General features: G+C 67.6%; 17 protein-coding genes. 8 read left to right on the top strand and 9 right to left on the bottom strand.

Annotated features, from left to right (window positions below):
- Positions 1-2,675: type I DNA topoisomerase (gene topA / locus AC5E6L_RS07960; protein WP_491772472.1), on the bottom strand; the 2,675-nt coding region annotated here is incomplete at its 3' end.
- Between the two features lie 262 nt (positions 2,676-2,937).
- Here topA and AC5E6L_RS07965 point away from each other — a divergent pair.
- A complete protein-coding gene (locus AC5E6L_RS07965; RefSeq protein WP_491772474.1) occupies positions 2,938-3,114 on the top strand; it encodes a hypothetical protein in 177 nt (58 codons plus the stop codon).
- Here the strand turns inward: AC5E6L_RS07965 and AC5E6L_RS07970 are convergent.
- The 4 genes from AC5E6L_RS07970 to AC5E6L_RS07985 are packed head-to-tail and all read right to left on the bottom strand — an operon-like array spanning position 3,076 to position 7,139.
- Positions 3,076-4,242, bottom strand: coding sequence for a DNA-processing protein DprA (locus AC5E6L_RS07970; RefSeq protein ID WP_491772476.1), 1,167 nt, complete (start codon positions 4,240-4,242; stop codon positions 3,076-3,078). The genes AC5E6L_RS07965 and AC5E6L_RS07970 overlap by 39 nt on opposite strands.
- A 13-nt stretch (positions 4,243-4,255) precedes the next feature.
- Positions 4,256-4,858, bottom strand: coding sequence for a glycerol-3-phosphate 1-O-acyltransferase PlsY (plsY, locus tag AC5E6L_RS07975; protein ID WP_491230993.1), 603 nt, complete (start codon positions 4,856-4,858; stop codon positions 4,256-4,258).
- Positions 4,859-4,863: 5 nt separating this feature from the next.
- A complete protein-coding gene (locus tag AC5E6L_RS07980; RefSeq protein ID WP_491772478.1) occupies positions 4,864-6,180 on the bottom strand; it encodes a dihydroorotase in 1,317 nt (438 codons plus the stop codon).
- Positions 6,177-7,139 carry an aspartate carbamoyltransferase catalytic subunit gene (locus AC5E6L_RS07985; protein WP_491772480.1) on the bottom strand — a complete coding sequence of 321 codons (963 nt, stop codon included), beginning with the start codon at positions 7,137-7,139 and terminating at the stop codon, positions 6,177-6,179. The genes AC5E6L_RS07980 and AC5E6L_RS07985 overlap by 4 nt, the downstream gene beginning before the upstream one ends.
- A gap of 227 nt (positions 7,140-7,366) precedes the next feature.
- Here AC5E6L_RS07985 and AC5E6L_RS07990 point away from each other — a divergent pair, with 227 nt between their 5' ends.
- Entirely contained in the window at positions 7,367-7,717 is a 351-nt protein-coding gene (locus AC5E6L_RS07990; RefSeq protein ID WP_491772482.1) for a DUF6105 family protein, read from the top strand.
- On the opposite strand, the gene ruvX is transcribed toward AC5E6L_RS07990, so the two are convergent.
- Positions 7,693-8,169 (bottom strand): Holliday junction resolvase RuvX, encoded by a 477-nt coding sequence (gene ruvX, locus AC5E6L_RS07995; RefSeq protein WP_491230798.1) that lies wholly within the window; start codon positions 8,167-8,169, stop codon positions 7,693-7,695. The genes AC5E6L_RS07990 and ruvX overlap by 25 nt on opposite strands.
- A 227-nt stretch (positions 8,170-8,396) precedes the next feature.
- Between ruvX and gatC the strand changes: the two genes are divergently transcribed.
- Positions 8,397-8,684: an Asp-tRNA(Asn)/Glu-tRNA(Gln) amidotransferase subunit GatC gene (gene gatC, locus AC5E6L_RS08000; protein ID WP_491230797.1), complete on the top strand. Its 288-nt coding sequence runs from the start codon at positions 8,397-8,399 to the stop codon at positions 8,682-8,684.
- Between the two features lie 19 nt (positions 8,685-8,703).
- Entirely contained in the window at positions 8,704-10,185 is a 1,482-nt protein-coding gene (gene gatA, locus AC5E6L_RS08005; RefSeq protein ID WP_491772485.1) for an Asp-tRNA(Asn)/Glu-tRNA(Gln) amidotransferase subunit GatA, read from the top strand.
- An 86-nt stretch (positions 10,186-10,271) separates the two neighbouring features.
- Here gatA and AC5E6L_RS08010 read toward each other — a convergent pair whose 3' ends face one another.
- The 3 genes from AC5E6L_RS08010 to AC5E6L_RS08020 all read right to left on the bottom strand — a co-directional run bounded on the left by AC5E6L_RS08010 (position 10,272) and on the right by AC5E6L_RS08020 (position 11,415).
- Positions 10,272-10,406 (bottom strand): hypothetical protein, encoded by a 135-nt coding sequence (locus tag AC5E6L_RS08010; RefSeq protein WP_491772487.1) that lies wholly within the window; start codon positions 10,404-10,406, stop codon positions 10,272-10,274.
- A 158-nt stretch (positions 10,407-10,564) separates the two neighbouring features.
- Positions 10,565-10,819 (bottom strand): YjhX family toxin, encoded by a 255-nt coding sequence (locus AC5E6L_RS08015; protein ID WP_491229778.1) that lies wholly within the window; start codon positions 10,817-10,819, stop codon positions 10,565-10,567.
- A 311-nt stretch (positions 10,820-11,130) separates the two neighbouring features.
- A complete protein-coding gene (locus AC5E6L_RS08020) occupies positions 11,131-11,415 on the bottom strand; it encodes a DUF6455 family protein (protein ID WP_491772489.1) in 285 nt (94 codons plus the stop codon).
- Positions 11,416-11,584: 169 nt separating this feature from the next.
- Here AC5E6L_RS08020 and gatB point away from each other — a divergent pair, with 169 nt between their 5' ends.
- The 4 genes from gatB (at position 11,585) to AC5E6L_RS08040 (ending at position 14,837) form a co-directional block, all read left to right on the top strand.
- Positions 11,585-13,084: an Asp-tRNA(Asn)/Glu-tRNA(Gln) amidotransferase subunit GatB gene (gene gatB, locus AC5E6L_RS08025; RefSeq protein ID WP_491229776.1), complete on the top strand. Its 1,500-nt coding sequence runs from the start codon at positions 11,585-11,587 to the stop codon at positions 13,082-13,084.
- Between the two features lie 106 nt (positions 13,085-13,190).
- Positions 13,191-13,679, top strand: coding sequence for a GNAT family N-acetyltransferase (locus tag AC5E6L_RS08030; RefSeq protein ID WP_491229775.1), 489 nt, complete (start codon positions 13,191-13,193; stop codon positions 13,677-13,679).
- Between the two features lie 176 nt (positions 13,680-13,855).
- Positions 13,856-14,347, top strand: a complete 492-nt coding sequence (locus AC5E6L_RS08035) for a DM13 domain-containing protein (RefSeq protein WP_491772492.1) — start codon at positions 13,856-13,858, stop codon at positions 14,345-14,347.
- Between the two features lie 91 nt (positions 14,348-14,438).
- The gene (locus AC5E6L_RS08040; protein WP_491229773.1) at positions 14,439-14,837 is read left to right on the top strand and encodes an NADH:ubiquinone oxidoreductase subunit NDUFA12; all 399 of its coding nucleotides are present in this window, start codon (positions 14,439-14,441) and stop codon (positions 14,835-14,837) included.
- Positions 14,838-15,018: the final 181 nt, after the last annotated feature.

The raw sequence follows: 15,018 nt of genomic DNA on the forward strand, positions 1-15,018 counted from the left end.
TCGGCTTGGCACTGGGCTGCAAGCTGCTTGAGAGCGGCGGCCTTGCCCTTGCCGCTGGCCTTCTTCCTGGCCGGCGCCTTCTTGCCGGCGGTCGTCTTCTTCCTGGCCGGTGCCTTCTTCTTGCCCGCCGACGGGCCTGCAACCTTCTTGCCCGCCTTTTCGGCGCGCGCGGCGATCAGTTCGACGGCCCTGGCGAGATCGACGCTCATCGGGTCGGTGCCCTTGGGAATCGTCGCGTTGATCTTGCCGTGCTTGACATAGGGGCCGTAGCGCCCGTCATGGACGCTGACCGGTCCGCCCACCTGGGGATGTTCGCCCAGTTCCTTGAGCGCGGCCGCCGCCCGGCCGCGGCCGCTCCCCTTGGCGGCCTTTTCGGCGATCAGCGTCACCGCGCGGTTGAGGCCGACCGAGAAGACGTCCTCGACGCTTTCGAGATTGGCGTAGGTGCCGTCATGCAGCACGAAGGGGCCGTAGCGGCCGATGCCCGCCGAGATCATCTTGCCCGATTCGGGGTGCGCGCCCACATCACGGGGAAGGGACAGCAGCGCGAGCGCCTTTTCATGGTCCATCGCCTCGGGCTTCCAGCCCTTGGGCAGGCTGGCGCGCTTGGAGTCCTTGCCCTCGCCGCGCTGGACGTAGGGGCCGAACCGGCCCGAGCGCAGCGTGATCTCCTCGGCCGTGAACGGGTCCTTGCCGAGTGCCTGCGGGCCGTCGGCGAAGGCGTCCGCCTCGCCATTGCCCTCCTGTCCGAGCTGGCGCGTGTAGCCGCACTCGGGATAGTTCGAACAGCCCACGAAGGAGCCGAACTTGCCCAGCTTCAGGCTCAGCCGCCCGGTGCCGCATCTGGGGCAGATATGCGGGTCCGATCCGTCCTGGCGTGGCGGAAAGACGAGCGGTTCGAGCCGCTCGTTGAGCGCGTCCAGCACATCGGCGATGCGCAGTTCCCGCGTCTCGTCCACATGGGCCGTGAAATCGCGCCAGAAGTCGCGCAGCACGTCCTTCCAGGCGAGCTTTCCATCGGAGATCAGATCCAGCCTCTCTTCGAGGTCGGCCGTGAAGTCGTACTCCACATAACGCTCGAAGAAGTCCTGCAGGAAGGCCGTGACGAGCCGGCCCTTGGGCTCGGGCACCAGCGCGCGCTTGTCCAGCCGCACATAGTCGCGGTCCTTGAGCGTGGAGACGGTCGCCGAATAGGTGGATGGCCGGCCGATGCCGATCTCCTCCATCTTCTTGATCAGCGAGGCCTCCGAATAGCGCGGCGGCGGCTCGGTGAAATGCTGCGTCGCCTCGATCCTGTCGCGCCCGCACGATTCGCCCCGGTCCATGGGCGGCAGGCGCCTGTCGTCGCCCTCATCGTCGTCGGCGCGCTTGGAATCGTCCCTGTGCTCGGTATAGGCGGCAAAAAAGCCCTCGAAGGTGACGACCGAGCCGGTGGCGCGCAGTTCGGCGCTCTTGCCCGCCCCTTCGGCAACGATGTCCACGGTCGTGCGTTCGAGCCTGGCCTGCTCCATCTGGCTGGCGATGCCGCGTTTCCAGATCAGTTCGTAAAGCTTGAACTGCTCGTCGTTCAGCGCGCCGCGGATCGCATCGGGCGCGCGCGAAAAGTCGGTCGGCCGCACCGCCTCGTGCGCCTCCTGGGCGTTCTTGGCCTTCGAGGCGTAGTGGCGCGGCTTTTCGGGCACGAAGTCGGCGCCGAACCGGTCGCCGATGGCGGCGCGGGCACCGGAAATCGCCTCGGGCGCCATCTGCACGCCGTCGGTTCGCATATAGGTGATCAGCCCGGCCGTCTCGGCGCCCAGGTCCACCCCCTCATAGAGCTTCTGGGCGACCTGCATCGTCCGCGCCGGCGCAAAGCCCAGCTTGGCGGACGCGGCCTGCTGCAAGGTCGATGTGGTGAAGGGCGGCGGTGGGTTGCGCCGGACCGGCTTGGCCTCGACCGAAGCGACGGTGAAGCTCGCCCTCTCCAGCATCGCCTTGATGGTGCCCGCCATATCGCCGTTCCCGACGCCCATCCTGGAAAGCTTGTCGCCGTCAAAGCCGGTCAGCCGGGCGGTGAAGGGCGCGCCGGCCTGCGTGGTCAGATACGCCAGGATCGACCAGTATTCCTCCGGCTTGAACTGCTCGATCTCGGTCTCGCGGTCGCACACGACCCGCAGCGCCACCGACTGCACGCGGCCGGCCGATCGCGCCCCTGGCAGCTTGCGCCACAGCACCGGCGAAAGGGTGAAGCCGACCAGGTAGTCGAGCGCCCGGCGCGCCAGATACGCATCGACCAGCGGGCCGTCTATGGCGCGGGGCCGGGCAATCGCATCGAGCACCGCCTTCTTGGTGATCGCGTTGAAGACGACGCGCTTGACCGGCTTGTCCTTGATCGCCTTCTTCCTGTTGAGCACTTCCAGCACGTGCCAAGAGATCGCCTCGCCCTCGCGGTCCGGGTCGGTCGCCAGAATCAGCCCGTCGGCCGACTTCACCGCCGCCGCGATCTCGTTGAGGCGCTTGTTGGATGCCGTGTCGACCTGCCACGACATGGCGAAATCCTCGTCCGGCTTGACCGAACCGTCCTTGGCCGGCAGGTCGCGCACATGGCCGAACGAGGCCAGCACCTTGTAGCCCGATCCGAGATATTTGTTGATTGTTTTCGCCTTGGCGGGCGATTCAACGACGACGACTTCCATGGATGACCCGTGCAGCAAGGGCCGCAAAGGGCGCGGCGGGCAACGACATGGCCGCCCAGCCGCTCCCGGTCAAGAGCCTGGCGTGGCAATTGTCGTCGCAGATGGCTTCGATCGATGTTGGCAATTGCAATTATTGCGTGCTTAAGAAGCCGTGATCCGCTTGATATTCAACCTCTGGTATTATATTTTCGAGCGATACGGTTTGCTTGCGCTGCCGTAGGGTGAGGTACAGCCATTGTCGGACAAAGCGCGTCCATCCTCGATGGACAGGATCGCATATATTGAGGCGATGCTCGGCGAACTTCGGACCCTGGCCGAGGCGGAGCGGTGCGACCTGCTCACCTACATGCTTGAGATGGCCTATATCGAGGCCAGCGATATCCTTCAGGGGAGAAGGCCGCTACGGCGCACCGGGAACGAGCGAGACACGGTTGCCTGAGTGACGCTCGATCCGGCCCGCCAGGTCGAGTTCGATGACGATCAAGGATATCTGCCCCGGGCCCAGGCCCGCTTCGGCGATCAGGTCGTCGACGGGCACGGGCGTTGGCCCGAGCAGCCCGACGACCCGTTCGCGGGCATCCTCGTCGGGCGGAGCGCCCAGGGGCGAGGCCATGTCGACCGGCGGCGGAGCCGGCTGAAACAGCCCGGCATCGGGGTCGATCGGCGCGATCGCTTCCAGAACGTCCTCCACCGACCGCACGAGCGTCGCGCCCTCCCGGATCAGCGTGTTGGTGCCGTGCGCGCGCGGGTCGAGCGGCGAGCCCGGCACGGCGAGGACGAGCCGGCCCAACTCGCCGGCAAGCCGTGCCGAGGTGAGCGAGCCCGACCGGGCGGCGGCCTCGACGACGACCAGCGCAACCGAAAGGGCGGCGATGATCCGGTTGCGGCGCGGAAAGTCCTTCGAGCGCGGCTGCCAGCCGAACGGCTTTTCGGTGATCGAGCAGCCCGTGCCGCCATTTTCGATCCGTTCGAGAAGCGGCACGTTCTGGGGCGGGTAGGGCCTGTCGGGCCCGCCCGCCAGCACCGCGATGGTGCCCGTTTCGAGCGCGGCTTCGTGGGCCGCCCCGTCCACGCCGCGCGCAAGGCCCGAGGCCACCGCACAGCCGGCCTCGCCCAGGCCCGCCGCAAGGCGCCTCGCCATGGTCAGGCCCGCCATGGAGGCGTTGCGCGAGCCGACCAGGGCGACGCATGGCCGTTGCAGAACGGCGGTCGCGCCCTTGACCGTCACGAGCGGGGGCGCATGGTCCGAACGGCGCAGCGGCGACGGGTAATCCGGCTCGCCGATGCCGATCAGCCGCGCGCCATGGGCGGTTATCGCGGCCAGTTCGGCTTCCGCGTCGGCTTCGGACGGAATGTGGGGATGGCGCTTGCGGCCGCCGCGCGTGGCCAGCGCCGGCAGCATGGCGAGCGCCCGCTCGGCCGAGCCGCAATGATTGATCAGGTCGCGAAAGGTCGCCGGCCCGACATTGTCGGTGCGCCACAGGCGCAGCCAGGCCAGGCGCTGCCGATCGGTCAGCGTGAAACGGACCGGCTCCGGTCCGGTTTCGGCCTGGCCGTCCTCGGGCAAACCCTCTCCCCCGTCATCCTTTCCGGCCGATCCGGCTTTCGGTCCCGGCGCGCAGGCGCGCGATGTTGGCGCGATGCTTGAAGAAGACCAGCGCCGTCACAAGCGCATATAGCCAGCCGAGCGCCGTCTGGCCAAGCAGGAACACGGTCAGGGTCGTGGCCAGGACCGCAAGCAGCGCGGCCAGCGACGAATAGCGCGTGACGAACGCGACCAGCAGCCATGTGACGGCGAACGGCAGCAGCACGGTCCAGGAATAGCCCAGCGAGATGCCGGCGAAGGTGGCCACGCCCTTGCCGCCCCTGAAGCCGAGCCAGACCGGATAGAGATGGCCGACAAAGGCGCCAAGGCCGGCGGCGAGCGCCGCCTCCATGCCGAACGCCTTGCCCGCGAGCACGGGCAGCAGGCCCTTGACCGCATCGAGCAGCAGCGTCAGCGCCGCGAGCCGTTTGCTGCCGGTGCGCAGCACGTTGGTGGCCCCGATATTGCCCGAGCCCATGGACCTGATGTCGCCAAGGCCCGCCGCGCGCGTCAGAAGAAGGCCGAACGGGACCGACCCGCTCAGATAGCCGCCGGCGAGGGCGACGAGCGCGCTCAACAGGCTCCAGTCCGCCGCCATCGCCATCAGTCCCCCCGGCCGCGGGGCGCGCAAAACACCGTACGGCCGCCCACGACGGTGCGCACTGTGCGGCCCGACAGCCGCGCCCCGTCGAACGGCGTGTTCTTGGACAGGGACTTAAGCTGCGCCGGATCGAGCACGAAGGGCGCTTCGAGATCGACCAGGGCGAAGTCGGCCGGCGCGCCGGGCGCAAGCGTGCCGGCGTCAAGGCCCAGGCGGCGCGCCGGCGCCGTCGACATCGCCTCGATCAGGCGCGTCAGGGGAACCGCGCCCGAATGGTGCAGGCGCAGCGCGGCGCTCAGCATGGTTTCGAGCCCGACCGCGCCGTCCTCGGCCTCGGCGAAGGGCAGGCGCTTGGTGTCGACATCCTGCGGATCGTGATCGGAGCAGATGACATCGAGCGTGCCCTCGCGCAGCGCCTCGATCATCGCCTGCCGGTCGTCCTCGTGGCGCAGCGGCGGCGCCAGCTTGAAGAAGGTGCGGTACTCGCCGACATCGTTCTCGTTCAGGCAAAGATGGTTGATCGACGCGCCGGCGGTCACGTCGAGCCCCTGCGCCTTGGCGGCCCGGACCGCATCGGCGGACATCGCGCAGGAGATCTTGGCGGCGTGATAGGCCGCCCCCGTCAGCCGCGCCAGGCGCAGATCGCGTTCGAGCGGCAGCAGTTCGGCCTCGCGCGCAATGCCCGGCAGGCCCAGAAGGCTGGCGAAAAGCCCCTCGTTCATCACCCCGCCGCCGACCAGGTCGGCATCGGCGGTGTGGTGGGCGATGACCGCGCCGAAGTCGCGCGCATAGGTCATCGCCCGGCGCATCACGGCGGCGTTGGCGATCGTGCGGCGCCCGTCGGTGAACATGACGGCGCCGGCGGCGCTCAGATTGCCGATCTCGGTCATCTGGGCGCCCTTGAGGCCCATGGTGATCGCGGCCGCCGGATGGACGCGCACAATGCCCGTCTCGCGCGCGGTGCGCAGCACGAACTCCACAAGCGCCACATCGTCGATCGCCGGCTGCGTGTCCGGCATCATGATGATCGAGGTGACGCCGCCGGCCGCCGCCGCCTCGCAGGCCGAGGCGATCGTCTCGCGATGCTCGCCGCCAGGCTCCTCGATGTGAACACGCATGTCGACCAGGCCCGGAACGATCGTCAGCCCGGTGCAGTCGACCCTTTGCGCGCCTTCCGGCGCGCCCTGGTTGAGCGCCTCCGCGCCGGCCGCCCCGATCCTGCCGCCGGCGACGATCAGCGTGCCGGTCTCGTCGAGCCCGCGCGACGGATCGACGATCCGCGCGCCCTCGAAGACGCTTGTTCCGGGCGCGGGCGTCATCGTGGCGCGCGCTCCGCCTTGCGCGCATCGAGCAGAGCCTCCATCACCGCCATGCGCACGGCGACGCCCATCTCGACCTGCTCCTCGATCACCGATTGCGGCCCGTCGGCGATGTCGGAGGCGATCTCGACGCCCCTGTTCATCGGTCCCGGATGCATGACCAGGCAGTCGGACCCGGCATGGGCGAGGATGGGGCCGGTGAGCCCGTAATGGCGGAAATATTCGCGCACCGAGGGCACGAACGCGCCGGCCATGCGCTCGCGCTGAAGCCGCAGCATCATGACGACGTCCGCGCCACGGATGCCGTCGGCCATGCGCGCATGGTGCTCGGCGCCCATTTCGGCGATCCCGGCCGGCATCAGGGTCGACGGGCCGACCGCGCGCACCCGCGCGCCCATCGTGTTCAGGGCGATGATGTTGGACCGCGCCACGCGGCTGTGCAGGATGTCGCCGCAGATCGCGACCGTCAGGCCGTCCAGCCGCCCCTTGTGCCGGCGGATGGTCAGCGCGTCGAGCAGCGCCTGGGTCGGGTGCTCGTGGGCGCCGTCGCCGGCATTGATCACCGAACAGGCCACCTTGCGCGCCAGAAGCGCGGCCGCGCCGGCCGCGCCGTGCCGAATGATCAAAATGTCCGGGTGCATGGCGTTCAGCGTCATCGCCGTGTCGATCAGCGTTTCGCCCTTCTTCACGGACGAGGCGGAAACGGACATGTTCATCACGTCGGCGCCCAGCCGCTTGCCCGCCAGCTCGAACGAGGCCTGGGTGCGCGTGGAGGCCTCGAAGAACAGGTTGATCTGCGTCAGCCCGCGCAGCGTCGTCGTCTTCTTGTCGCGGCGGCGCGAGATTTCGACCGCGCGGTCGCCCCGGTCGAGCAGCGCGGCGATGTCGGGATAGGCCAGCCCGGCCATGCCCAGCAGGTGACGATGAGCGAAAATCGGTGGGTCGGGCGCGTTTGCCATGCTGAGAGGGTGGATTAAGTCCAAATCGCCGCGCCCGCAAGCAAGGCGGCCGCCGATGGACAGCTTTTTGCGCGGCCATGTCCGGCCGCCATCATCAGCGCCACCATCGCCGTGCCCGGCGGGCGGGGCAATGGCGGCCCGCCACGATCGCGGCGGCCGTTAACCTTAACGATTGGTTCCCATTGTGCCGAAAACCGCGCTGATCGATAGTGGCGCGGGCACGCGCAATGACGGAGCCGCCGATGCGCTACATCTTCTGGTTCTGGTTCGTGCCGATGGGCTTCCTGTGGAGCTGGTATTTCCTGTCGCTGAACGATTTCGGCCTCGGCTTCTTCTCCCGCCAGACCCACGACCTGACCTTTGCGATCTACGGCCATGTGCTGGGCATGGAAAAGGACGTGATCGTGCGCCTTCTGGTCAAGGCGTGCATTGTCGATACCGGCCTGATCTTCGCCATCTACGCGTTCCGCAAGCGCCGCCGGCTCCGCGCCTGGTGGCGGCAGCGGCATGCCGCCCGCACTGGCGCGCCGGCCTCCGAAACCGCGCCCGACGCTCAGTTCACCGCGCCGGCCGAATAGAGCCGGTCCAGCGCGCCTTGCAGGATGAAGGCGGCGGCGGCCGAATCGATACGCTCGCCGCGCTTCTTGCGGCTGACGTCCCGGTCGATCAGCGCTCGCTCGGCGGCGACGGTCGACAGCCGCTCGTCCCAGAAGGCGAAGGGCAGGGCGAGGCGCCCGTCCATGTTGCGGGCGAACGCGCGCGTCGCCTGGGCGCGCGGCCCCTGCGTGCCGTCCATGTTCAGCGGCAGGCCGATGATCAGGCCTCCGACGCGGTCCGCCGCGATCCGCTTCGTCAGCATGTCGATGTCGGCGGCGAACTTGCCGCGCCGGATGACCGGACGCGGCGCGGCGAACGACAAGCCCGGATCGCAGACCGCCACGCCGATCGTCCTGGTGCCGAGATCAAGTCCGGCCAGGGTCCGTCCCTCGGCAAGCGCCGAGGCGATTTGTTCGATGGCAACTTCCGGCATCGGCGCGCTCGCCCATGGACTGTGACGGGCCGTCCTTCTAGAGCGATTCCAGCGAAAGTGGGACCCGGTTTCGCCTCGGCGGCTGCGGCTGAACAAACATTTGGAGCGCCTGCGCGATTCAATGCCTGCGTTATGCAATGAAAGGCGAGGCGCTCCAATGCGCCCGTTGCGCGCGCCTGTCCGCATCGCTATAGCGTGGCCTTCGAAGATTTTCCCCGGAGCATTCGATGTCCGTCGATATCGCCACCGTCAAGCGCGTCGCCTCGCTTGCGCGCATCCGCGTCAGCGACCAGGAGGCCGCCCATCTGGAGGGCGAGCTGAACGCCATACTGGGCTTCGTCGAACAGTTGGGCGAAGTCGACATCGAGGGCGTCGAGCCGATGACCTCGGTCGCCGACATGGCGATGAAAAAGCGTCAGGATCAGGTGACGGCAGGCGACATCGCCGCCCATGTCACCGCCAACGCGCCGGCCACCGAAGACGGTTTCTTCCTCGTGCCCAAAGTGGTCGAGTGACAAGCGAGCACGCCCGACCATGACCGATCCGACGCAACTGACCATCGCCCAAGCGCGCCAAGCGCTGCGCGACAAGGCCATCTCGGCCGCCGAACTGACGGACGCCTATCTGGGCGCGATCGAGACCGCCAACGACACGCTCAACGCCTATGTCGCGGTGACCGCCGATCGGGCGCGCGCCATGGCCGGGGCGTCGGACGCGCGGCTGGCGAAGGGCGAGGCGGGCCCGCTCGAAGGCATTCCGCTCGGCATCAAGGACCTGTTCGCGACGCGTGGCGTGCACACCCAGGCCGGCAGCCGCATCCTGGGCGGCTTCGAACCGCCCTATGAATCGACCGTCACGGCCAATCTTTGGTCCGACGGGGCGGTGATGCTCGGCAAGCTGAACATGGACGAATTCGCCATGGGCTCGTCCAACGAGACCTCCTGCTACGGGCCGGTCACCAATCCCTGGCGCGCAAGGGGCGACGACAAGGCGCTGGTGCCCGGCGGCTCGTCGGGCGGCTCGGCGTCCGCCGTCGCCGCATGGCTGTGCGCGGGCGCGACGGCGACCGACACGGGCGGCTCGATCCGCCAGCCCGCCGCCTTCACCGGCACCGTCGGCATCAAGCCCACCTACGGGCGCTGCTCGCGCTGGGGGATCGTCGCGTTCGCCTCCTCGCTGGACCAGGCGGGACCCATCGCCCGCGACGTGCGCGACGCGGCGATCCTGCTCGCATCCATGGCGGGCGCCGACGGCATGGACACGACCTCTGCCGACCTTCCCGTGCCGGACTATGAGGCCGCGGTCGGCCGGTCGGTGAAGGGCATGGTGATCGGCATTCCGGCCGAATACCGCATGGACGGCACGCCCGGCGAGATCGAGACGCTGTGGGAGCGGGGCATCGCATGGCTGAAGGACGCCGGCGCCCAGATCAGGCATATCTCGCTGCCGCACACGCAATATGCGCTGCCGGCCTACTATATCGTCGCGCCGGCCGAGGCGTCGTCGAACCTTGCCCGCTATGACGGCGTCAAATACGGCCTGCGCGTCTCCGGCAAGGACATCGTCGAGATGTATGAGGCAACGCGCGCCGAGGGCTTCGGCGCCGAGGTCAAGCGGCGCGTGATGATCGGCACCTATGTGCTGTCGGCGGGCTATTACGACGCCTATTATCTGCGCGCCCAGAAGGTGCGCACGCTGATCAAGCGCGACTTCGAGACCGCGTTCGGCCAGGGCGTGGACGCGATCCTGACCCCGGCGACGCCGTCCGCCGCCTTCGGCATCGGCGATCGGGACATGGCGGCCGATCCGGTCAAGATGTATCTCAACGACATCTTCACCGTGACGGTGAACATGGCCGGCCTGCCTGGCATAGCCGTGCCCGCCGGCCTTGACGGGCGCGGCCTGCCGCTCGGCCTGCAACTGATCGGCAAGCCGTTCGACGAGGAAACGCTGTTTTCCACCGCCCATGTGATCGAGCGGGCGGCGGGGCGCTTTGCGCCGGACAAATGGTGGTGAGGGCGATCGGCCCTTGTAGGTTTCCGGCGGCGTGAAGGCCGCGCCGCGCCGCTCAGGTTCGATGCGCGCTTCCCGGTTCTCGACGATCAGCGGCGCGATGTCGAAAAAGCCGCTTCGGCCCAGCGTGCCGTGCCCGATCCGCCCGCCGGTTCAACGAAGGCATCCGCATGCCGCATCGTGTCCTCGCCGGTCGGCGCGGCGAACCCCTGGCCAGCTCGCATTCGCGCTCCTGCCGCTCCGCCCAGCGCGCGAACGCCTCAAATGTCATCTTCGCGGCGGCTTGAACGTTCATTGCCGGCCTCCACTTCACGATGAGGGCACAGCATGTCCGCCAGCAACGCCAAAACGGGCGCGGCCGATCAAGGGCCGCGCCCGCTCCCTATCGATTGTCCAACTGGCCACGCACCAGTTCCAGGCCGCGCCGGGTGATGCGATAGGGGCCGCCCTTCTTCGAGGCGATCGTCCGGCGCCGCTTGAGCTTGCCGAACAGGGCGATGTCGAAGTCGGGATAGCGCCAGCCCTCGCGCGTGAAGACCTCGGCGCGCGCGAGCCTCTTGCCGTCTTTTTCGGTGCGGATATGCCCGCCCTGGGCGAGCAGGTGCAGGATGCGCTGTTCGGCGCGGGAAATGTCCATGGTTCGAATACCGGTATGGCGGCCATATGGCCGCAGACAAAGGCGAGCCGCCGGCGGGCGGCCGGTTGCGTCTGTCTTGCCCTGAAGCGCCGGATGGCGGTCAGGGCATTACCGGGTCTCGGACGAACCGAACATGAAAACTCCATCGAACGGCGTCGATATAGGCTTGGCCATGGGGCGTGTAAAGGCGCTCCGCGGCATGGTTCCGATGCCCCTTGCCGGATGATCCGTCTCCGGACCGGACGACAAAAAAGACCGGGCTCATCTGAAGACGAAGCCCGGCCAGTCGGTTGGGAGAGGTGTGATCGCGTTCAGGCTCGCACCGACGTCTCCGCCTCGATATCGCGCTTGAGCCGCTCGAACATGGCGTGGTTGAGACAATAGGGCGGCGCTTCGTCGGCGCTGTCATGCTCGGCCAGCCACCGCCGGCACGCGCTCGGTTCCTCGCACATCATGCAGCGGCTGGCGGCCCGGCTGAGCACGTTGGCGTGATCGGGCCGCTCCTGAAGCGCATTGCGCAAGCCGACGGTGTCGATCATCTGTTCCACCAGATCGGCCTGGCGCATCATACGCCTGTAAAGGGACATAAGGGGCATGGTGTGTCCTCGCTCTGCGCCAAGCGTGGTGCCGCCCGCCTGCGCACGCCTTGATCTCGATCAACCGATCCGGCGGCTTGCCTTGCCCCTTTGGCTTGCGGGCAGGGCGCCGGTGCATTAACGAGCACGGATATCTCCCGCATCGCCGTGACCGAGAAGCCGGACCGCCATGACGCTCGTTGACACCCGCACGCCCGACCCCAAACGCCTGATCGCCGGGGCCACCGGCGACTGGGAGGTGATCGTCGGCCTTGAGGTGCACGCTCAGGTCACCTCGAACGCCAAGCTGTTCTCGGGCGCCTCGACCGCATTCGGCGCGGCGCCGAACGCCAATGTCTCGTTGGTCGATGCGGCCATGCCCGGCATGCTGCCCGTCATCAATGTCGAGTGCGTCCGTCAGGCGGTGCGCACCGGGCTCGGCCTTAAGGCAAAGATCAACAAGCGTTCCGTGTTCGACCGCAAGAACTATTTCTATCCCGACCTGCCGCAGGGCTACCAGATTTCGCAGTACAAGCAGCCGATCGTCGGCGAGGGACGGGTGCGGGTCGCCGTCGGCCCCGACAGGAAGGGCGATTTCGAGGATGTCGATGTCGGCATCGAGCGGCTGCATCTGGAACAGGATGCCGGCAAGTCGATGCACGACCAACATCCGGCCATGTCCCATGTCGATCTGAACCGCTCGGGCGTCGCGCTGATGGAGATCGTCTCCAAGCCCGATATGCGCTCGGCCGACGAGGCGAAGGCCTATCTGACCAAGCTGCGCCAGATCCTGCGCTATCTTGGCACCTGCGACGGCAATATGGACGAGGGCTCCATGCGCGCCGACGTCAACATATCCGTCCGCCGGCCGGGCGAGGGGTTCGGCACGCGCTGCGAGATCAAGAACGTCAACTCGATCCGCTTCGTCGGCCAGGCGATCGACCATGAGGCGCGCCGCCAGATCGCGATCCTCGAAGACGGCGGCACGATCGACCAGGAAACGCGCCTGTTCGATCCGGCCAGGGGCGAGACGCGTTCGATGCGCTCCAAGGAAGAGGCGCACGACTATCGCTATTTCCCCGATCCCGACCTTCTGCCGCTGGAGTTCGACGATGCCTTCATCGCCGAACTTGCCGTCGATCTGCCCGAACTGCCCGACGACAAGCGCGCGCGCTTCATGGCCGAGGGCCTGACGGCCTATGACGCCTCGGTGCTCGTCTCCGAGAAGGCGATCGCCGACTATTTCGAGCAGGTGGCCGGAGGGCGCGATGCCAAGGTGGCGGCCAACTGGGTCATCAACGACCTTCTGGGCGCATTGAACAAGGCCGGACAATCCATTGACCAGACTCCGGTTTCTCCCGATCAGCTCGGCGCCGTCATCGACCTGATCGGGGACGGCACCATCTCCGGCAAGATCGCCAAGGCGCTGTTCGAGATCGTCTGGGACGAGGGCGGCGATCCGGCGCGGATCGTCGAACAGCGCGGCATGAAGCAGGTCACCGACACCGGCGCGATCGAGGCCGAGGTGGACAAGGTGATCGCCGCCAACCCCGACAAGGTCGAACAGGCCAGGGCCAAGCCCAACCTGGCCGGCTGGTTCGTCGGCCAGGTGATGAAGGCGACCGGCGGCAAGGCCAACCCGCAGGCGGTGCAGGCGCTCGTCCGGCGGAAGCTCGACATTGTCGATTGACGTGGCTTTCGCCCTCCGGGCGGACCGTTTCGCCTGCCCCTTGTCATTTTCCGGCAATGCGTCAAGGATAGCGGCGCGAAACGCCCGAAAGGACGAGACATCCGCGATGTGGATCCGCACAGCATCCACCGAAGACCTTGAAACCATCTCCGCCATGCTGACCGAGACATGGCACGACACGTACGATGCGATCTACGGGCGCCGGAAGGTTGCCGAACTGACCGGCGCCTGGCACTCGGTGCCCGCGCTCAGGCAAAGGCTGAACAAGCCGCGCTCGGAGTTCATCGTTTGCGACGACGGCGCCGAGATTTCCGGCATGGCCTATGTCAGTCAGGTCGACAATGAGGTCTCCATGCTGCACCAGCTTTACGTGCGTCCGGCAACGCAGGGCCAGGGCATCGGCAAGAAGCTGCTGGTCGAGGTCGAGACCTGTTTTCCGGACGTTCGCAAGATCCGCCTCGAAGTGGAGGAAGCCAATGACCGCGCAGTCCGCTTTTATGGCGACAACGGCTTCCGCCAGGTCGGCGCGACGCCCGACTGCGGCATCAAGGGCTCGGGCATTCCCGCCGTGATCATGGAAAAGGTGATCTGGTAGCGCCGCGGCCTTGCCAGGTCATTCGGGCCGTGTCATTCGGGCCGTTGCCGGCCGGGACGGGCGGGGATATCGGGCGCGGCATTGGCGTTTCCTCATCGTGAAGGGGCGGGGCCTGTCAATCGGCACGAGGCCGGTTTATGATGAGGTTCGGCAGACCATGGTCCGGAGGATGCGGCATGTTCCGGTTTGTGATCATCGCGATCCCCGTTTTCCTGATCGGCTTCGTCAGCGGCGGCGCGGCCTGGTACCTGTTCTCGCCGCTCTTCATCGACGATGTGGTTTCCGAGGAACTGCCCGCCGGTCTCGTTGTGAGCGAGGTGGCGGCCGGCCAGTTCCGCGACGCCGACCGCGCCCATCGCGGGCAGGGGACGGCGCAACTCCTGCGGACCGGCACGGACGCGCACCTTCTTCGCTTCACCGGCTTCGAGGTGACCAACGGTCCCGATCTGGAGGTCTGGCTCGTCGCCGAGCCCGACCCGCAAAATTCGGCCGACGTGCTGGCGAGCCAATGGCTGTCGCTGGGACAGCTCAAGGGCAATATCGGCGACCAGACCTATGTCATCCCCGAGGGAACCGACATTTCGGCCTATGGCTCGGTCGTCATCTGGTGCGAACGGTTCTCGGTGCTGTTCTCGCCCGCACCCCTTGTCGCCGCGTCGGGGGGCTGAGCCTGCGGTCGCCGCCGTCCGCGCCCTTTTGCCCCTCTTGCAATGGCCCGTGGGCGGCGCCATAAGCGGCGGCAACGGACAAGGCGGGCCGATGAAAACGTTCCTCACCCAATTCTTCACCTGGTGGAATGGCCAGACCCTGGGCACGCGCTTTTTCACCTGGCGCCATGGCACGCGCGTCGGCGAGGACGAGTTCGGCAATGTCTACTATGAAGGCGGCACGGACGCCGACGGCGCCACCCGCCGCTGGGTGATCTACAATGGCTATGCGGAAGCCTCGATGGTGCCGCCGGGCTGGAGCGGCTGGCTGCATCACCGTGTCGACACGCCGCCCAGCGCGGAAGACTACACGCCGCGCGAATGGGAAAGGCCCTATCAGCCCAACCTGACCGGCTCGTCGGCGGCCTACCGCCCCAAGGGATCGATGTACAATCCCGAGAGCCGGCCCGCCGCCGACGGCGACTACGACGCCTGGACGCCGGGCGGCTGACCCCGCCGTCCGTTTTGACTGGTCTTGACCCTGATTTGGCCATAAGCGGCCGGTAGCCGCCTTTGGCATGACGAGAAACGAATCGATGACGCGCCGCAACCGCCCGCGATGGCTCATGCCACGGCTCGTTTTGGCTTGCATGGCCTGTGCCGTGCTCGCCTCGCCCGCGCATGCCGAGGAG

It is taken from the genome of Roseitalea sp. (genome assembly GCF_984466335.1).